This is a genomic window from Aminobacter sp. P9b (genome assembly GCF_045345995.1).
In the GTDB taxonomy this organism is placed as follows: Bacteria; Pseudomonadota; Alphaproteobacteria; order Rhizobiales; family Rhizobiaceae; genus Aminobacter; species Aminobacter niigataensis.
Map to the genome: position 1 here is coordinate 1108277 of NZ_CP150082.1, position 17597 is coordinate 1125873.

Here is a 17597-nt window from a genome sequence, read left to right on the forward strand (position 1 = left end):
TTTGGGGAGATCGGATGCTCAAGGAATGGACGTCGGAGGCCCTTATGGATCGAATGCTCTTTGACAGTCCGGTTTCGATTCGCATCGGACCGGAAAGCACCCAGCGCGAAGTCACGACCGTCAAGGGCGCCTACGAGGCGCTGGTTGATTGGCCGCACGCCAAGCGCAGCGGCCCGCTCTACCGCGAGGCGGTCGAGACGGTCTCGGCGGCGCTCGCCGGCACCCGCTCGCACAAGGCGGCGCGGCAGGCACTCGTCGCTGCTGCCGAGGAGATCGGTATCCTGGTCTGACCCACTTGCCATGTTTCCGGCGCCGCCCGTTCGCCGCACGGCGAACGGCACCGCCCCTGTATGCCGCAAGGACGGGCAGGACATTTCCTCGCCGGCCGGGTTTTGCAGCATAAATTAACTCTACAGAGTTTGTAGAATTTACCATCCTGAATGGGCATCGTCATTCAACCCCGAGGGGAAGCCCATGTCAGATTTCACGCGCCGTGCCTTGCTCGCCACCGTTGCCGCTCTGTCGATTGCGCCGTCCGTCGGCTCTCTCCATGCCGAGGACCTCAAGATCACCATCGCCTACCAGACGGTGGTCGAGCCCTCGAAAGTGCCGCAGGCCGATGGCGCCTATGAGGCTGCCACCAAGGCCAGCATCGACTGGCGCAAGTTCGATTCCGGCGCCGATGTCATTGCCGCCATCGCATCCGGCGCGGTCGACATCGGCTATGTCGGCTCGAGCCCGCTGGCAGCTGCCGCCAGCCGCCAGTTGCCGATCGAGACCATCTTTGTCGTCGGCCTGATCGGCGAATCCGAAGCGCTCGTCGCCCGAAACGGTGCAGGCATCGAGAAGGCCGCCGATCTTGCCGGCAGGAAGGTCGCCGTGCCCTTCGTCTCGACCACGCATTACAGCCTTCTCGCAGCGCTGAAACACGAGGGCGTCGATCCCAAGTCGGTCGAGATACTCAATCTGCGCCCGCCGGAAATCGCTGCCGCCTGGCAGCGCGGCGACATCGACGCGGCTTACGTCTGGGATCCGGCGCTCGGCCAGATCAAGACCTCGGGCAAGGTCGTGCTCGACTCGGCCAAGGTCGCCGAATGGGGCGCGCCGACCTTCGACGCCTGGATCGTCCGCGCCGACTTCGCCGAGAAGAACCCGGCCGCCGTGCGTGACTTCGTCAAGGTGACGGGTGCTGCCTATGCCGAATTCCTCGCCAAGCCGGAAGCCTGGGACAAGGGCTCGCCGCAGGCCGAGAAGATCGCCCGCCTGACCGGCGCCAAGGTCGAGGAAGTGCCGGCCCTGCTGAAGGGCTATGTCTTCCCGACGCTGGAAGAACAGGCCTCGGTCAAGTTCCTCGGCGGCGACACGGTCAAGGCGGTCGCGGCGACCTCGGCTTTCCTCAAGGAGCAGGGCAAGATCGACGCCGTTCAGCCTGACTATTCGAAATACGTGACGTCGAAATACGTCACCGAGGCGCTCGCCTCCAACTGAGGCGCCAGCCGGCCCGCGTCCTCCCGCGTGGGCACAGACCCCGGCCGGCTCCTCCCGGCCGGGGCATCCCCTTTTCCAGGAGACCCAACGATGTCGACGCTTACGCTCAGCAACATCGCCGTGCGCTATTCCGGGCAGCCTCGGCCGGCGGTCGAGGGTGCATCGCTCTCCGTCGGCCAGGGCGAGTTCGTCGTGCTCACCGGACGTTCCGGCTGCGGCAAGTCGACCTTGCTTAACGCCGCCGCGGGCCTGGTTGTGCCCGAGCACGGCGAGGTCTCGGTCGACGGCCGGCCGATCGAGGGGCCAGGGGCCGACCGCGCCGTCGTCTTCCAGAGCGACGCGCTGTTTCCCTGGTTCTCGGCGCGCGACAACGTCGCTTTCGCGCTGAGAGTGCGCGGCATCGGTGAGCGGCAGCGCCACGCCCTCGCCAACGAACTGCTCAGGCGCGTCCGGCTCGACGGCCTCGGCGACAAGCCGGTTTGGGAGATGTCGGGCGGCATGCGCCAGCGCGTCGGCCTTGCCCGCGCGCTCGCCGCCGAGCCCGACTTCCTGCTGATGGACGAGCCGCTCGGCGCGCTTGATGCGCTGACGCGCGAGCGCATGCAGACGCTGCTGCTCGACATCTGGGCGCCGGGAAATCTCGGCGTGCTGATGGTCACCCACGGCATCGAGGAAGCGCTGCTGCTCGGCACCCGCGTCGTCGTCATGGCGCCCGATCCCGGCCGCATTGCGCTGAGCTTCGAGGCCGGCTTCAGCCGGCGCTATGCCGCCGGCGAGCCCGTCCGCTCGATCAAGGCCGATCCGGCCTTCGCCTCAGCCCGGGCCGAGCTTGCCGATGCGATTTTCGAGGGAGAGCCGGCATGACCCTGCTGCAGGCCGAACGCGGCCGGCGCGACCTGGCCGAACCTGAACGCGCGACGGTGCGCTGGCCGCGCAGCGATACACCCCGCCGCGAGCTGTCGTCGCGAACCATCAGCGCCATCACCATACTGGCAGCCCTTCTGGTATGGACTCTCGTTACCAGGCTCGGGCTCGTCGCACCGCTGTTCCTGCCGCCGCCGCAGGACGTGCTGTCGAAATTCTGGACGGTCGCCTCCCAGGGGTTCGTCGACGCGACGCTTGCCCAGCATCTGCTCGCTTCGCTGGGGCGTGTCTTCACAGCATTGGTGGCGGCGACCTTGGTCGGCATTCCGGTCGGGCTCGCCATCGGCGCGAGCCGCGTCGGCCGTGGCCTCTTCGACCCCGTGCTCGAGTTCCTGCGGCCGATCCCGCCGCTCGCCTACCTACCGTTGATCATCATCTGGTTCGGCATCGGCGAGTCCGCCAAGGTCCTGGTCATCGCCATCGCCATGGTGGCGCCGATTGCGCTGTCGACGGCGTCTGGCGTTCGCGGTGTCCAGCAGGATCGTCTCAGTGCGGCCAGCTCGCTCGGCGCGACACGCTGGCAGGTCATCCGCTTCGTCGTGCTGCCCAGCGCGCTGCCATCGATCGTCACCGGCCTGCGCATCGCGCTCGGCGCCGGCTGGACCACGCTGGTCGCCGCCGAACTGGTGGCTGCAACGCGGGGCCTCGGCTTCATGATCCAGTCGGCGGCGCAGTTCCTCGTCACCGACGTCGTCGTCATGGGTATCCTGGTCATCGCAGCGGTGGCCTTCGTGCTCGAATTCGGCCTGCGCTTTGTGGAGCGCAGGCTGGTGCCCTGGGCCGGGCGCGACTGACCGTCAGGCGGTGGCGAGTTTGGTCCGGGCGGGCTTGGCCTGCTGGGCGCGCTGGCTGAGCCAGACGCTGCCGAGCACGACGATCATGCCGAGGATCTGCGCTGCGCTCAACGACTGGCCGAGCACCGACCAGCCGAGGATCACGGCGGTCATCGGGCTGAGGAAGCCGAGCGGCGACACCACTGACGGTTCCAGCTTGGCGATACCGCGGAACCACAGGATGTAGGTCAAGGCCGCACCGATCAGGCCGAGCCAGGCGAGGCCGAGCAGGTTGGCGGTCGTCAGCGGTGGCAGCGAAGGCTCCTGCAACAGGGCGATCGGCAGAAGCAACAGGCCGCCTGCCGTCAGCTGCCAGGCGGTGAAGGTCAGCGGTGTGACAGGCGGCTGCCAGCGCCGGCTGAGCACGGTGCCAGCCGCCATCGATACGGCGCCGGCAAGTCCTGCCGCGATGCCGATCGGATCGAGCGCCGCATTCGGCGTCAGGATCAGCAGCGCCACGCCGGCCATGCCGGCAATGGCAGCTATGATCGCCAGCGGGCGGATCGGCGAGCCGAGCAGGGCGCGGGCGAGCAGGATGACAATCAGCGGCTGGATAGCGCCGACCGTTGCCGCCACGCCGCCGGGCAGGCGATAGGCGGCGACGAACAGCAGCCACCAGAAAACAGAGAAGTTGAGCGCGCCGAGCACCAGCACGCGCGCCCACCAGATGCCCTGTGGCAGCTGTCGCACGAGCAGCAGCAGCAACAGGCCTGCGGGCAGGGCGCGCAGCATCGCCACCGTCAGCGGATAGCCTGCCGGCAGGAACTCGGTCGTCACGATATAGGTGCTGCCCCAGATGGCGGGGGCGATGGCCGTCAGCAGCAGGTCGGAGTTGCGGGACATGGGTGGTTTATCTCCACATCAATAATCTTGACGTCAAGATAATACGAGTTCTCTTGACGTCAAGAGATTTTTTCCCGAAAGCTTGGCCATGGATCGCGTCGACGACATTCTTGCCCAGTGGAACCGCGAACGGCCCGACCTCGACGTCGCGCCCATGGGGCTGATCGGCCGCCTCAACCGGGTCTCCCAGCACCTCGGCCGCGAGATGGAAAAGACCTTCGCCGCCCACGGACTGAACTATGCCAGCTTCGACGTGCTGGCGACGCTGCGCCGCTCCGGCGCGCCCTATGCGCTGTCGCCGGGCGATCTCTCCGCCACGATGATGATCACCTCCGGCACCATGACCAACCGCGTCGACCAGCTGGAAAAGGCAGGGCTGGTCGAGCGCCGGCTCAACCCCGACGATCGCCGCAGCTTCATTGTCTCGCTGACTGAAAAGGGTTTCGCCACCATCGACGCGGCCGTCACCGACCACGTGGCGACGCAGTCGCGCATCGTCGAAATGCTTGCCCCCGAGGAGCGCGCCGTGCTCGGGGCACTGCTCAGCAAGTTTTTGGTGGGTTTCGAGAGCGCCTGAGGTCGGCTACGGCCAGTTTGAAGCTACCCCCACCCCTAACCCCTCCCCACAAGGGGGAGGGGACCAGGTTTGCCGCCGTCGGAGCGATCTCCTGCCGTCCGAGCCAGGAATTAGGTCGGCGCTTTGCTCGATGTGTCAAAGATCTGGTGGCTGCGGGGCCGCAGAATCCCCTGTGGGGAGGGGTTAGGGGTGGGGGGGTACTTGCCGCGCAAGCCTTGCTGGCTCACCCCGCCAGCGCCTGCTCCAGGTCGGCGATCAGGTCGTCGCCGTCCTCGATGCCGGCCGACAGTCGCACCAGCGAATCCGAGATGCCGATCTCGGCGCGCTTTTCCGCCGGAATCGAGCCATGCGTCATCAGCGCCGGGTGCTCGATCAGGCTCTCCACCCCGCCGAGGCTTTCGGCCAGCGTGAACAGCTGGGTGCGTTCGAGGAAGCGTTTGGTGCCGGCGAGATCGCGGTCGAGTTCGGCCGTGATCATGCCGCCGAAATGAAACATCTGCGCCTTGGCGATGGCGTGCTGCGGGTGGCTTTCGAGACCGGGATAGATCACCCGGGGCACGTCCTTGCGACCCTCCAGCCAGCGAGCGATCTTGGCCCCGTTCTGCGAATGGCGCTCCATGCGCAGCGCCAGCGTCTTGATGCCGCGCAGGGCGAGGAAGCTGTCGAACGGCCCCGAGATCGCGCCGATGGCGTTCTGCAGGAACTTCAGCTGGTCGCGCAGATCCTTGTTGTCGCCCACCACCACGCAGCCGCCCACCATGTCGGAATGGCCGTTGAGATATTTCGTCGTTGAATGCACGACGATGTCGATGCCGAGCTCCAGCGGCCGCTGCAGATAGGGGCTGCAGAAGGTGTTGTCGGCGACCGACAGCACGCCTTTGCGCTTGGCGAGAGCCGCCACGCCTTCGAGGTCGACGACGCGCAGCAGCGGGTTGGTCGGTGTCTCGACCCAAAGCATCTTGGTTTCCGGCCGGATCGCGGCTTCGACGGCGGCAAGATCGGTGAAGTCGACGAACGTCACTTGCAGCCCGGCCGAGCGTTTGCGCACCCGTTCCAGCAGCCGGAACGTGCCGCCATAAATGTCGTCGGTGGCAACGATATGCGCGCCGCTATCCAGCAGTTCGAACACCGTGCCGATCGCCGCCAGCCCGGAGGCGAAAGCGAAGCCGGCGGAGCCGCTTTCGAGATCGGCGATCGCTCGCTCGAAGGCAAAACGCGTCGGGTTCTGGCTGCGGGCGTATTCAAAACCCTTGTGCACGCCCGGGCTCTGCTGGCCGTAGGTCGACGTCGCGTAGATCGGCACCATGACGGCACCGGTCGTCGGGTCGTGGCTCTGGCCGCCATGGATGGTGCGCGTCGAAAATGCCAGCCGGTTCTTCTGTGTCGTCATTTTGTCCGCCTGAGGTGGTTGATGAGGTCGACCCGGGTGATCAGCCCGACGAATTCTTCGCCGTCGAACACGATCGCCACTTCGTTGCGGTCGAAGATCGGCAGCAGTGCATCGAGCGTCTGGTTGGCCTGCAGCGTGTGCAGGTCCTTCGCCATGGCGGTCGAGACGGGCGCGTTGAAACGGTTCCAGCGGCTGTCATATGGACCATCGACCTTGGACAGGATGTCGCCCTCGTCGATGATGCCGACGAGCTTGCCGTCCTCCAGCACCGGCAGCTGAGACACGTCCCCGCGCCGCATCCGGCCATAGGCGGTGAGCAAATTGTCCTCGGGTCCGACGAACACGGTGCCGCCTTCGCGATGCGAGCGCGCCACGAGGTCGCTCAGGTCGCCATGCTGCTCCTTCTCGGCAAGCCCCTGTTCGGCCAGCCAGAAGTCGTCGAACACCTTGGAGAGATACTTGTTGCCGCTGTCGCAGACGAAGGTCACCACTCGCTTCGGCGTCCTCTGCTCGCGGCAGTAGCGCAGTGCTGCCGACAGCAGCGTGCCCGACGACGAGCCGGCCAGGATGCCTTCCTTGGCGAGCAGGTCGCGCACCGCCAGCATGCTTGCCTTGTCGTTGACCGAATAGGCCTTCTTCACCAGCGACAGGTCGGCATTCGGCGGCACGAAGTCCTCGCCGATGCCTTCGACGGTCCAGCTGCCAGCCTCTTCCATCTTGCCGGTCTTGATCAGCGGCGCCAGCACCGAGCCGACAGGATCGGCCAGCACCATCTCGGTCTTGGGCGACACCTTGGCGAAGAACCGGCCGAGCCCGGTCAGCGTGCCGCCGGAGCCGACGCCGACCACCACCGCGTCCACGTCGCCTTCGAGTTGGTCCCAGATCTCGGGTCCGGTCGTCGTCTCATGCGCCTCGGGGTTGGCCGGATTGGCGAACTGGTTGACGTAGAACGAGCCGGGAATCTCGGCGGCGATCTTCTCGGCCATGTCCTGGTAATATTCGGCATGTCCTTTGCCCACGTCCGAGCGCGTCAGCCGGACCTCGGCGCCGAGCGCGCGCAGGTGCTGGATCTTCTCGCGCGACATCTTGTCGGGCACCACGAGGATGATCCGGTAGCCCTTGGGGATGCCGACTTGCGCCAGCCCCAGCCCGGTATTGCCGGCGGTCGCCTCGACGATGGTGCCGCCGCGCTTCAGCTTGCCCTCGCGCTCGGCCGCCGCGATCATCGACAGCGCGATGCGGTCCTTGATCGAGCCGCCGGGGTTCTGGCTTTCGAGCTTGATGAACAGCCGGCAGGGCCCGGTGTCGAATTGCGTCAGCTCGACGACCGGCGTGTTGCCGATCAACTCGAGCACGGACCTGAAGGGCGGGTGCAGGCGGCTCATGGCGGCGTCTCCCTCGGGCAGGGTGCTGAACATATCGCATCTCAGCCGGTCGGGACATCCGCCGGATCTGGCCGCATTTACCGGCGCAGGCCCCTGCGAACAAAGGCAGGCGATTTCGTTTCCGGGCGATGCTTGAGAAGGAAATTCCCGTATGCCCGAAAATGTTCCGCCCGCCGGGTCGGCTGACCGGGCGGGCGGCTGCATGTCTGGTTTTGGCCGCGCCGCGGCGCGGAGACGTATGCTATTCGAAGTCGCCGAGGTCGCGCACGGCGCCGCGGTCGGCCGAGGTGGCGAAGGCGGCATAGGCCTTCAGCGCCTTGGTCACCTTGCGCTTGCGCAGTTCAACTGGCTTCCAGCCCTTGGCGTCCTGCTCGGCACGGCGTGTGGCCAGCTCGGCCTCGTCGACGCGCAGGCTGATGGTGCGGTTGGGGATGTCGATGTCGATGATGTCGCCCTCGCGCACCAGCCCGATCGTACCGCCATTTGCCGCCTCAGGCGAGACGTGGCCGATCGACAGGCCCGAGGTGCCGCCCGAGAAGCGGCCGTCGGTCAGCAGTGCGCAGGCTTTGCCCAGGCCCTTCGACTTGAGGTAGCTGGTCGGGTAGAGCATCTCCTGCATGCCGGGGCCGCCCTTCGGGCCCTCGTAGCGGATCACCACCACGTCGCCGGCCTTGACCTCGTTGGCGAGGATCGCCTTGACGGAAGCGTCCTGGCTCTCGAACACCCGTGCCGGGCCGGAGAACTTGAGGATCGACTCGTCGACGCCGGCTGTCTTCACCACGCAGCCGTCGCGCGCGATGTTGCCCTTGAGTATGGCCAGGCCGCCGTCCTTGGAGAAGGCATGTTCGGCCGAGCGGATGACGCCCTTTTCCCGGTCGAGGTCGAGGTCGTCCCAGCGCCGGTCCTGGCTGAAGGCCGTCTGCGTCGGCACGCCGCCGGGAGCAGCGAGGTAGAAGTCGCGCACTGCCTGGCTCTTTGTCCGCGAGGTGTCCCAATGGTCGATGGCTTCGCCGATCGTTGCGGTGTGCACCGTCGGCAGGTCGCGGTTGAGCAGGCCGGCCTTGTCGAGCTGGCCGAGGATGGCAAAAATACCGCCGGCGCGATGGACGTCTTCCATGTGCACGTCGGCCTTGGCCGGCGCCACCTTGCACAGCACCGGCACCTTGCGCGACAGCGCGTCGATGTCGTCCTGGTCGAAGTCGATCTCGCCTTCATGTGCCGTGGCCAGGATGTGCAGCACGGTGTTGGTCGAGCCGCCCATGGCGATGTCGAGCGCCATGGCGTTTTCGAACGCGCCTTTGGAGGCAATATTGCGCGGCAAAACGCTTTCGTCGTCCTGCTCGTAATAACGCTGTGCGAGGTCGACGATCAGGTGTCCCGCCTCGACGAACAGGCGCTTGCGGTCGGCATGCGTCGCCAGCGTCGAGCCGTTGCCGGGCAGCGACAGGCCAAGCGCTTCGGTCAGGCAGTTCATCGAATTGGCGGTGAACATCCCCGAGCACGAGCCGCAGGTCGGGCATGCCGAGCGCTCGATGATCTTGACGTCCTCGTCCGAAACCTTGTCGTCGGCGGCCGCGACCATGGCGTCGACTAGGTCGAGCGCGACGTTCTTGCCACCGAGCACCACCTTGCCGGCCTCCATAGGACCGCCGGAAACGAACACCGCCGGGATGTTGAGGCGCATCGCGGCCATCAGCATGCCGGGCGTGATCTTGTCGCAGTTGGAGATGCAGACCATGGCGTCGGCGCAATGCGCGTTGACCATGTATTCGACGCTGTCGGCGATGATCTCGCGGCTCGGCAGCGAGTAGAGCATGCCGTCATGGCCCATGGCGATGCCGTCGTCGACGGCGATGGTGTTGAACTCCTTGGCCACGCCGCCGGCCGCCTCGATCTCGCGGGCGACGAGCTGGCCGAGGTCCTTGAGGTGGACGTGGCCCGGCACGAACTGGGTGAAGGAGTTGACCACGGCGATGATCGGCTTGCCGAAATCGGTGTCCTTCATGCCGGTGGCGCGCCATAGGCCACGCGCGCCCGCCATGTTGCGGCCGTGGGTGGTGGTGCGCGAACGATAAGCAGGCATGGGGGCTCTCTCATACAATAGATGGCTAACAGTGGGATTGAGCCACTATCGCCCCTGCGTCAACTATTTTCCGCCTCAAGGGCATTCTGGCATGCCGACAGCGGGAAGCTGCCATGCGTCCAGCGCACCACAGCGGTGGTTCAACCCTTCGAATTGGCTGATTTCTTGCCTTTGCGTCCGCGCCTGAGCTCGGCCACGCCGACGGTCAGTCCCATCGCCAGAGCCATGGTCGCGGCCAGCGAGCGGAAGCCGCCGAAATCGGCCTCCGCCACCTCGAACCAGACCTTGGCGAACTGAGCCAGCGGCGAGAACGCGCTGTCGGTGATGGCGATGACAGGCACGTTGTTCGCCGAAAGTATCCGTGCTTCCTCCACCGTCGCCGAGGCGTAGGGTGAGAAGCTGATGGCGATCACCGCATCCCTGGAATTGGCAAACGAGATGATTTCGGGGCTCAGGCCCGAGGCGGATTCGATCAGCTGGCTGCGCACGCCGAGCTTACCGAGCGCATAGGCGATGTAGCTGGCGACGGGGTAGGAGCGGCGGCGGGCGAGGATGTAGATGGTCTCGGCGCCGTTCAGCAGGTCGATGGCGCGGTCCAGCGTCTCGTCATCGAGATTGCGCGACATCACGTCGATCGATTTGCTCGCCGCGGCCAGGAAGCCGTCGACGATGCGGCGGTTACTGGTGCCGTCGTCATTGCCGCGCACCACGGTCAGCCGCTCTTCATAGGAGGTCGTCCGCTCCCTCAATCGCTCGCGGAACACCTGCTGCAGGCTGGTGAAGCCGTCATAGCCGAGATGCTGGGCGAAGCGGATCAGGGTCGAGGGCTGCACCCCGGCCGAACTCGCAATGCTGGCGGCGGTGCCGAAGGCGATCTCGTCGGGATTGTCGAGCGCATAGGCGGCCACCTGGGCGATGCGCTTGGGCAGGCCCTCGCGGCGGTCGAGGATCAGCGCCCTCAGCGCCTCGAAATCGCGCGGCAGTGCCTCCGAAACCGTATCCGCCATGTCGTCCATTCCGCCTCCGCCTATTCCACCATAGCGCCGCCGCCACGGGCTGTCCAAATAAAATGAACCGTATGTTCCATTTTCGCAAAAATTCGACTATTCAATCCGTCAACGGCAAATGCCCATTCTATAAACCGGGAGAGCGTGAAGTGACAGGTGTAGGTCTTATCGGAACCGGCTTCATGGGCAAGTGCCATGCGCTGGCATGGAATTCGGTGCGCACGGTGTTCGGCGACGTGGAGAAGGTCAGGCTCGTCCATCTCGGCGAGGCCAATGCCGGCCTCGCCGCGATCCGCGCCACCGAGCTCGGTTTCGAGAAATCCTCGGGCGACTGGCGCGCTGTCGTCGCCGATCCCGAGGTCGAGATCGTCTCGCTGACCACGCCAAACCAGTTCCATCCCGAGATGGCCATCGCCATCCTCGAAGCCGGCAAGCACCTGTGGTGCGAAAAGCCGATGGCGCCGACGCTCGCAGAGGCCGAAGCCATGGCCGCCGCCGCCCGCAAGTCGGGCAAGACAGCGGTACTCGGCTACAACTACATCCAGAGCCCGGCCATCCGCCATATCCGCCAGCTGCTCGACGAGAAGGTCATCGGCGAGGTCAACCATCTCCGCGTCGAGATGGACGAGGACTTCATGGCCGATCCCGACGCTCCGTTCTTCTGGAAGCACGAGGCGACATCAGGCTACGGCGCGCTCGACGACTTTGCCGTCCATCCGCTGTCGTTGATTTCGGCACTCTTCGGCCGGGTCGAGCGCGTCATGTGCGACATGGCAAAACCCTATCCGGATCGGCAGGTAACGGGCGGCGGACGCCGCGCGGTCGAGACCTACGACATCGCCTCGAGCCTGATCCATCTCGACAACGGCGTCTCCGGAACGCTTCTGGTCAACCGCTCGGCCTGGGGCCGCAAGGGCCGCATCCAGGTCCAGATCTTCGGCTCCAGGGGCTCGATCGTCTTCGACCAGGAGCGCTTCAACGAGATCCAGCTCTACGTCACCTCGGACCGTGCGACCGAGCAGGGTTTTCGCACCATCCTCGCAGCCCCCGTCCACGAGCCCTATGGCAAGTTCATCCCCGCCCCCGGGCACGGCCTAGGCTTCAACGATCTCAAGACCATCGAATGCCGCGAACTCCTCGCCCGCATCGCCGGCCAGCCGGCGCGCGTTATCGACTTCGACGAGGGCGTGGAGATCGAGCGCACCGTGCATGCGATGGCGCAGTCGTTTGCCGAGCAGAAGTGGGTGAAGGTGAGGTAGAGGACGCATTTACGTCGGGCAGGCGTCAGAGTGGAGCGATGCTATTGCTGCCGCGAGGCACGTTGAGATCTACGCTACGCTTCGCAAGCCGTGATTTCGCTACTAGTCGCGTATCTCTGGTTCAGTCCAACGAGGCAGACGGTCGCGAAATACTGCTGCTTTCCGGTTGAAGGTATAATATAGACCCATGGATTTCTGAATGCAGAAGATCTTGGGGGGATAGTGGTTAGGAAGTTTTCTCATACGGCTTGCTTTGCGCATTTCGGCACTGCACCACGAAACGTTCAGTGGAGTTGGTCAGCGCGTAATGAAACGACAAAGGTGGTAGTGGTTACACTATGGCAGGACGAATTCGTTCGACGAGATGGCCGAATGATATATGAGCGCGGAGATCTCGGTCCAGCTGAACGAGCCAAGTTGGGGCACCGGGAGTTGATGGAGAATTTGCGTTGGGCCGTCGACCATTGCGATGGGAAATTGAGCGTCATCGTTGCTATTGCGAAAGACAAGTTCGCCCACCCGAGGTCAATTGCCGAGTGTTTTCCAAGCAAGATGGCCGTTTTTGTCACAGAACTCAACGAAGCCGTCGGATCGTTCTGTCTGCAGGCGAAAGAAGCAAGCGTTCCAGCAGCGTCCAATTAAGATCATCGCATCGGACTTTGATTGGGGAGTGAAACCCATAGGTTGGGCCGAACAACTTCCCACCCCTGCTGCGCCGCATAAAACGCCAGCAATATCGCGGCGTTGAGTTCGAGCACTTCCTCGACGGCGGCAAGTGCGCGCGACGATGCAGCGATGTCGATGACCTGCGCCAACCCGATGAAGCCGACATGCAGGAAAAGCAGGGCGTGGCCCGAGAGCCATGTCGTCGCTCCGCCCATGTTGCGCGCGATCTGGCGCAGGGCGAACAACGAGAGCCCCACTGATACCGCGAGCATCAGCACGACCAGCAGCCAGGCGAGGTTGTGGCTGACCTGCTGCAACAGCCGGAACGCCAGGATCAACAGGTCGTGGAAACCGTCGAGCTGCCCGCCGCCATAGAGCGCCAAGGGCTGGAACCCGAACAGCCGCGAGCCGAAGCTGGTTTCATCAAGAAGTTCGGCGAGGGCAATCAGGCCCGCCAGCACCAGCGGCACGCGCGGTCCCCGCAGCGCCGTTGCGGCACCCGCTCCGAGCACGGCTGCCCCGAGGAAAAGCACGGTGCCCATCTCGATGATGCCGTCCTCCTGCAGCAGCAGCGAGCGGATTCCGGGCGCAATGATCGCCGCGAGCGCCGAGGCGACGGTGACTGCGCCGACGAGCGCCAGCGCACAGGCCAGGAAGCGGAAATGGTCGCGCCGTGGTCCCATGGCGACGTTGCCAACTGCTGGATGCATCATCTGCGCCACGGACCCTCTCCTGTCGCAAAACTGTCAGGGATCCGTCACATATCGTCCGTTTCGGGCAATGAAAGGGCCGTCGGATCACACTTGGCTAACGATTGTGACGCTTCGCGGTCGGCATTCACCGCGTCGCTCCTGGCAACCCGGTCCACCGTTCCCTGGACTTCGCTGGCAGGCGAGCTCGCTACAATTTTAATCTTATCCTGTTGTTAATACTTATCTTTCCTTCACCAGCGCCAGTCACACCGGTTCATGCCCGATCATTCATGATTCGCGAGGAGGCGCATGATGGACAAGCGTTACGAACTGGTCCTGGACCCATCCGATCTCTGGACCGTCTGGGACACCATGACCGAGGAGCCCGCCATGCTCGGCTTTGCTCCGCTCATCGGCCTGACCAAGTCCGAGGCGTCGATCGCCTGCGCTCTGCTGAGCGACATCGATCAGAAAAACACGGCGGAAAAGACCAGGGAACGCCGTGGAAAGAGCGCGGCCTGAGCCCGGGATCGCAGCTGAAAGCAGCCCGCACCCAGGTGCGCAGGCCGCGAGACGAGCCAGCGGGCCTCGCACGCGACATTGCCTGATCCCCGCTTCCGCTGATATTGCGGCCGGGCCGCCCACGCGGCGGATGGCCCGGAACGAATACTGATGACCAAGCTTCCTGACCTGCCGGTGACGGCGGTCCTGCCGCAACTTGCCGAAGCCCTGTCGGCGGGCAGCAGCGCCGTGCTGGTCGCCCCGCCCGGCGCCGGCAAGACCACGCTGGTGCCCCTGGCGCTTCTCGACGCTGCGCAGACGAGGGACGCGCAAAATTCTGCCACGGACCCCTCTGTCACCGTCAAGGATTCATCACGTTAAGCTTCATTCCGGCAAAGAAAGGGTCGCGATGAGCACTGCCTTGGCGACCGAATGTGACAGGAAGCTCCATTCAATTGCTGCAGGTACAATCTGAGCTGTACTACTTGTTGACACCTAAGATCGCGGCTGTATCCAGTCCAACCAGACAGATTCGACTTGCTGTCGTCTGAGGGGGAACCATGAAACGTCTTGCCGTTGCCTCGGCTTCCATGGTCGTGGCTGCCGGGTCGGCTTTTGCGCAGGACGCAAGGCAGGCCGCTGTCGACTGGTCTGGCGCCTATGTCGGCGCCTTTGCTGGTGGCGCCAATGGCGATGCGACTTATGCCAACGTTCCCGTTGGCGTTCCCGACATGGGAGCTATCGATGGCGGCCTTGCCGGCCTGAAAGTCGGCTATCGCTACCAGTACGGCGCGGCGGTCATGGGTGTGTCGGTGGACGGAGCCCTGGGCAACGTCAAGGGCATAGTGGGCAGCTTCAATCACGCCCGGTTCAACGTGGACTGGCTGGCAACAGCCAACGCCCAGTTCGGCCTGGCGTTCGGCCGTGCACTGGTCTACGGCACCGCCGGCGGGGCGCTGGTCGGCATCCAGCACGACTACGACTCGTTCGCGTCCCTTGACGTCTCTTATCCCCGCCGCACGCACTCCGGTTATGCCGTCGGCGGTGGCGCGGAATATGCGTTCGCGGAAAAGGCCTCGATCAGCTTCGAAGTCCGACATTTCGTCCTTGAGAAGCAAACCTTTCCGCAGGTGCTCAATGTGATGGGTCACGCCGTCGATGCCGATTTCACGACAGGCACCATCGGCCTGAACGTCAGGTTCTAGTGCATGACCCCGAAAATCGGAATCGATTTTCGGAAAGGATCATGCACCAATTCAAGTGCTACAGCGTCCTTTGCGCGTCCAAGAGGACGCGCGGCGCTGTAGATGCCCGCTGGCTTCGGCTGGTGCAACTGGCCTGATGCCAGCTCATCCCCGCGCGGCCTGCACGCTGAAATTGGCCGGGATGCCGTTGTTGCCTGATGCCGGCTTGCGCTGATATTGCGGCCTGGCCGCCTGCGCGGCGCAGATGGCCCGGAACGAATACTGATGACCAAGCTTCCCGACCTGCCGGTGACGGCGGTCCTGCCGCAACTTGCCGAGGCCCTGGCGTCCGGCAATAGCGCCGTGCTTGTCGCCCCGCCCGGCGCCGGCAAGACCACGCTGGTGCCGCTGGCGCTGCTTGAAGCGCCGTGGCGCGGCGACGGCACGATCATCCTGCTCGAACCGCGCCGGCTCGCCGCCCGCGCCGCCGCCCGCCGCATGGCTTCGTTGCTCGGCGAGGAGCCGGGCGGGATCGTCGGCTATGCCATGCGCATGGAAAACAAGGTCGGACCGAAGACCAGGATCCTGGTCGTCACCGAGGGTGTGCTTGCCCGCATGATCCTCGACGATCCCGAACTGCCCGGTGTCGCGGCCGTGCTGTTCGACGAGTTCCACGAGCGCTCGCTCGACGGCGATTTCGGCTTGGCGCTGGCGCTCGACGTGCAGGGCGCGTTGCGCCCGGACCTCCGGCTCATCGTCATGTCTGCTACACTCGACGGTGCGCGGGTGGCGAAGTTGCTGGATGGCGCCCCGATGATCGAGAGCCAGGGCCGCAGCTTTCCGGTCGAGATCCGCTATGACGAGCGCCCGGCAGGCACAGCCATCGAGGACGCGATGGCCAAGGCGATCCGTGGCGCCCTTGCCGATGAGCCGGGCAGTGTGCTCGCGTTCCTGCCCGGCCAGCGCGAGATCGAGCGCACCACCGAACGTCTTGAAGGCCGCGTTAGCGCCGATGTCGACGTCGTGCCGCTCTACGGCATGCTCGACGGCAAGGCCCAGGACGCGGCAATCAGGCCGGCGCCTGCCGGTCGCCGCAAGGTGGTGCTCGCCACCGCCATTGCCGAGACCTCGATCACCATCGACGGCGTCCGCGTCGTTATCGATTCCGGCCTGTCGCGCCTGCCCAGATACGAGCCGGCGAGCGGGCTTACGCGGCTGGAGACCGTGCGCGCCTCGCGTGCAGCCGCCGACCAGCGCGCCGGCCGCGCCGGCCGCACCAGCCCGGGCATCGCCATCCGCCTCTGGCGCGCCGAACAGACGGCGGCACTTCCGGCATTTTCGCCGCCCGAAATCCTGGAGGCCGACCTGTCCGGTTTCCTGCTCGATTGCGCTGCCTTTGGCGTCGCCGATCCGACCACGCTTTCTTTCCTCGACGCTCCACCGGCACCGGCGCTGGCCGAGGCGAGGGCGCTTCTGGCCGAACTCGACGCCATCGACACCGACGGCCGCCTGACTGCTTCAGGCCAGGCGATGCGCAGGCTCGCGCTGCCCGTCCGCCTCGCCCACATGGTCGCCGAAGCCGCGCGCCAGGGTGCCGGGCCGGAGGCCGCGCAGCTCGCCGTGCTGATGACCGAGCGCGGCCTCGGCGGCGACAGTGCCGACCTCGAACGCCGGCTGCAGCGTTTCCGCAACGAGCGCTCGCCCCGCGCCAACGCTGCCCGGCAACTGGCCGAGCGTCTGGCCCGGCAGGCTGGCAACGGTGCGCAGCCGTCAGGTGCACCCACCCCCGGCGCGCTTCTTCTGCTCGCCTGGCCTGACCGTGTCGCCAAGGCGCGTGGCGAACGCGGTCGTTTCGTGCTCGCCAATGGCAGCGGTGCTGCCGTCGATGCTGCCGATCCGCTCGCCGGCGAACAGTATCTCGTCGTCGCCGATCTCCAGGGCAAGGCGCAGAACGCCCGCATCTCGTCCGCCGCCGCGGTCTCCGAAGCCGACATCCGCACCGTCCTTGCCTCGCATCTGGAGCGGAAAACCCAGGCCGCCTTCGACAGGGAAAAACGCGCCGTCCGCGTCCGCGAAACGGTCCGCCTGGGCGCGGTCACCCTGTCCGAGCGCATGCTGCCGGCGCCCCGGGGCGAAGAGGCCGACCTTGCCATCCTGGAAGCGCTCCGCGCCCACGGCCTCGACCTGCTCGACTGGGGCAAGGAGGTCGAGACGCTGCGCCAGCGCCTCACCTGGCTGCATCGCGGCCTCGGCGATCCCTGGCCCGACATGGCGGACGAAGCCTTGCTCGACCGCCTCGAGGATTGGCTGCTGCCCTTCCTGCGCGGCGAGGCGTCCTTTGCCCGCATCGGCGCGGGCGTTCTGCACGATGGCCTGATGTCGCTCGTCCCGCACGACCTGCAGCGCAAGATCGCCGCGCTTGCCCCGACGCATTTCACAGTACCGTCCGGCAGCCATGTGCCGATCCGCTACGATGGCGAATGGCCGGTGCTGGCCGTCCGCGTGCAGGAGCTGTTCGGCATGGACAAGCATCCCTCGATCGCTGGGGGCACCGTGCCGCTCACCCTGGAACTGTTGTCGCCGGCCCATCGCCCGATCCAGACGACGCGCGATCTGCCAGGCTTCTGGCGCGGCTCCTGGGCCGATGTCCGCTCCGACATGCGCGGCCGCTACCCCCGGCATGTCTGGCCGGACAACCCGCTGGAGGCACAGGCCACCGCCCGCGCCAAGCCGCGCGGCACGTGATGCCGACCCGAACCGAAGGT

General features: G+C 65.6%; 17 protein-coding genes. 11 read left to right on the forward strand and 6 right to left on the reverse strand.

The window, feature by feature from the left end; genetic code table 11:
• The first annotated feature begins 44 nt into the window (after positions 1-44).
• The 4 genes from WHT83_RS05425 (at position 45) to tauC (ending at position 3206) form a co-directional block, all read left to right on the forward strand.
• On the forward strand, positions 45-290 hold the full coding sequence (locus WHT83_RS05425; RefSeq protein ID WP_183263137.1) for a DUF982 domain-containing protein: 246 nt from the start codon (positions 45-47) through the stop codon (positions 288-290).
• Between the two features lie 184 nt (positions 291-474).
• On the forward strand, positions 475-1488 hold the full coding sequence (gene tauA, locus WHT83_RS05430) for a taurine ABC transporter substrate-binding protein (protein ID WP_406873202.1): 1014 nt from the start codon (positions 475-477) through the stop codon (positions 1486-1488).
• Between the two features lie 90 nt (positions 1489-1578).
• Positions 1579-2352, forward strand: coding sequence for a taurine ABC transporter ATP-binding protein (locus WHT83_RS05435; RefSeq protein ID WP_406873203.1), 774 nt, complete (start codon positions 1579-1581; stop codon positions 2350-2352).
• Complete coding sequence (gene tauC / locus WHT83_RS05440; RefSeq protein WP_406873204.1) at positions 2349-3206, forward strand: taurine ABC transporter permease TauC; 858 nt, start codon at positions 2349-2351, stop codon at positions 3204-3206. The genes WHT83_RS05435 and tauC overlap by 4 nt, the downstream gene beginning before the upstream one ends.
• A gap of 3 nt (positions 3207-3209) precedes the next feature.
• Here the strand turns inward: tauC and WHT83_RS05445 are convergent, their stop codons facing one another.
• A complete protein-coding gene (locus tag WHT83_RS05445; protein WP_406873205.1) occupies positions 3210-4088 on the reverse strand; it encodes an EamA family transporter in 879 nt (292 codons plus the stop codon).
• Positions 4089-4176: 88 nt separating this feature from the next.
• On the opposite strand from WHT83_RS05445, the gene WHT83_RS05450 reads away from it, so the two are divergent.
• Positions 4177-4665, forward strand: coding sequence for a MarR family winged helix-turn-helix transcriptional regulator (locus WHT83_RS05450; protein ID WP_183263134.1), 489 nt, complete (start codon positions 4177-4179; stop codon positions 4663-4665).
• 223 nt (positions 4666-4888) lie between these two features.
• Here the strand turns inward: WHT83_RS05450 and WHT83_RS05455 are convergent, their stop codons facing one another.
• The 4 genes from WHT83_RS05455 to WHT83_RS05470 all read right to left on the reverse strand — a co-directional run bounded on the left by WHT83_RS05455 (position 4889) and on the right by WHT83_RS05470 (position 10539).
• Positions 4889-6055, reverse strand: a complete 1167-nt coding sequence (locus WHT83_RS05455) for a PLP-dependent aspartate aminotransferase family protein (protein WP_183263133.1) — start codon at positions 6053-6055, stop codon at positions 4889-4891.
• Complete coding sequence (locus WHT83_RS05460) at positions 6052-7440, reverse strand: pyridoxal-phosphate dependent enzyme (RefSeq protein ID WP_183263132.1); 1389 nt, start codon at positions 7438-7440, stop codon at positions 6052-6054. Before WHT83_RS05460 ends, WHT83_RS05455 begins: the two co-directional genes overlap by 4 nt.
• A 241-nt stretch (positions 7441-7681) precedes the next feature.
• Complete coding sequence (gene ilvD, locus WHT83_RS05465) at positions 7682-9523, reverse strand: dihydroxy-acid dehydratase (RefSeq protein WP_108605853.1); 1842 nt, start codon at positions 9521-9523, stop codon at positions 7682-7684.
• A gap of 140 nt (positions 9524-9663) precedes the next feature.
• Entirely contained in the window at positions 9664-10539 is an 876-nt protein-coding gene (locus WHT83_RS05470) for a MurR/RpiR family transcriptional regulator (RefSeq protein WP_406873206.1), read from the reverse strand.
• Positions 10540-10679: 140 nt separating this feature from the next.
• Between WHT83_RS05470 and WHT83_RS05475 the strand changes: the two genes are divergently transcribed.
• Together WHT83_RS05475 and WHT83_RS05480 are read left to right on the forward strand one after the other, a co-directional pair.
• Positions 10680-11789 (forward strand): Gfo/Idh/MocA family protein, encoded by a 1110-nt coding sequence (locus tag WHT83_RS05475; RefSeq protein ID WP_406873207.1) that lies wholly within the window; start codon positions 10680-10682, stop codon positions 11787-11789.
• Positions 11790-12161: 372 nt separating this feature from the next.
• A complete protein-coding gene (locus WHT83_RS05480; protein WP_406873208.1) occupies positions 12162-12431 on the forward strand; it encodes a hypothetical protein in 270 nt (89 codons plus the stop codon).
• 2 nt (positions 12432-12433) lie between these two features.
• Here the strand turns inward: WHT83_RS05480 and WHT83_RS05485 are convergent, their stop codons facing one another.
• On the reverse strand, positions 12434-13177 hold the full coding sequence (locus WHT83_RS05485) for a hypothetical protein (RefSeq protein WP_406873209.1): 744 nt from the start codon (positions 13175-13177) through the stop codon (positions 12434-12436).
• A 282-nt stretch (positions 13178-13459) separates the two neighbouring features.
• Here WHT83_RS05485 and WHT83_RS05490 point away from each other — a divergent pair, with 282 nt between their 5' ends.
• From WHT83_RS05490 to hrpB, 4 genes are all read left to right on the forward strand, one after another.
• Positions 13460-13669, forward strand: coding sequence for a hypothetical protein (locus tag WHT83_RS05490; RefSeq protein WP_245439586.1), 210 nt, complete (start codon positions 13460-13462; stop codon positions 13667-13669).
• 150 nt (positions 13670-13819) lie between these two features.
• Complete coding sequence (locus WHT83_RS05495) at positions 13820-14029, forward strand: hypothetical protein (protein ID WP_406874057.1); 210 nt, start codon at positions 13820-13822, stop codon at positions 14027-14029.
• A 179-nt stretch (positions 14030-14208) separates the two neighbouring features.
• Positions 14209-14853 (forward strand): outer membrane protein, encoded by a 645-nt coding sequence (locus WHT83_RS05500; RefSeq protein ID WP_406873210.1) that lies wholly within the window; start codon positions 14209-14211, stop codon positions 14851-14853.
• 264 nt (positions 14854-15117) lie between these two features.
• Entirely contained in the window at positions 15118-17577 is a 2460-nt protein-coding gene (gene hrpB / locus WHT83_RS05505) for an ATP-dependent helicase HrpB (RefSeq protein WP_406873211.1), read from the forward strand.
• Positions 17578-17597: the final 20 nt, after the last annotated feature.

Excerpts from the sequence above, each read along its gene's own strand:
- WHT83_RS05450 (WP_183263134.1), top strand. The coding sequence starts at position 4,177 with ATGGATCGCGTCGACGACATTCTTGCCCAGTGGAACCGCGAACGGCCC.
- tauC (WP_406873204.1), top strand. The coding sequence starts at position 2,349 with ATGACCCTGCTGCAGGCCGAACGCGGCCGGCGCGACCTGGCCGAACCT.
- WHT83_RS05460 (WP_183263132.1), bottom strand. The coding sequence starts at position 7,440 with ATGAGCCGCCTGCACCCGCCCTTCAGGTCCGTGCTCGAGTTGATCGGC.
- WHT83_RS05500 (WP_406873210.1), top strand. The coding sequence starts at position 14,209 with ATGAAACGTCTTGCCGTTGCCTCGGCTTCCATGGTCGTGGCTGCCGGG.
- WHT83_RS05425 (WP_183263137.1), top strand. The coding sequence starts at position 45 with ATGGATCGAATGCTCTTTGACAGTCCGGTTTCGATTCGCATCGGACCG.
- WHT83_RS05435 (WP_406873203.1), top strand. The coding sequence starts at position 1,579 with ATGTCGACGCTTACGCTCAGCAACATCGCCGTGCGCTATTCCGGGCAG.
- ilvD (WP_108605853.1), bottom strand. The coding sequence starts at position 9,523 with ATGCCTGCTTATCGTTCGCGCACCACCACCCACGGCCGCAACATGGCG.
- WHT83_RS05470 (WP_406873206.1), bottom strand. The coding sequence starts at position 10,539 with ATGGACGACATGGCGGATACGGTTTCGGAGGCACTGCCGCGCGATTTC.
- hrpB (WP_406873211.1), top strand. The coding sequence starts at position 15,118 with ATGACCAAGCTTCCCGACCTGCCGGTGACGGCGGTCCTGCCGCAACTT.
- WHT83_RS05490 (WP_245439586.1), top strand. The coding sequence starts at position 13,460 with ATGGACAAGCGTTACGAACTGGTCCTGGACCCATCCGATCTCTGGACC.
- WHT83_RS05480 (WP_406873208.1), top strand. The coding sequence starts at position 12,162 with ATGATATATGAGCGCGGAGATCTCGGTCCAGCTGAACGAGCCAAGTTG.
- WHT83_RS05495 (WP_406874057.1), top strand. The coding sequence starts at position 13,820 with ATGACCAAGCTTCCTGACCTGCCGGTGACGGCGGTCCTGCCGCAACTT.
- tauA (WP_406873202.1), top strand. The coding sequence starts at position 475 with ATGTCAGATTTCACGCGCCGTGCCTTGCTCGCCACCGTTGCCGCTCTG.
- WHT83_RS05445 (WP_406873205.1), bottom strand. The coding sequence starts at position 4,088 with ATGTCCCGCAACTCCGACCTGCTGCTGACGGCCATCGCCCCCGCCATC.
- WHT83_RS05455 (WP_183263133.1), bottom strand. The coding sequence starts at position 6,055 with ATGACGACACAGAAGAACCGGCTGGCATTTTCGACGCGCACCATCCAT.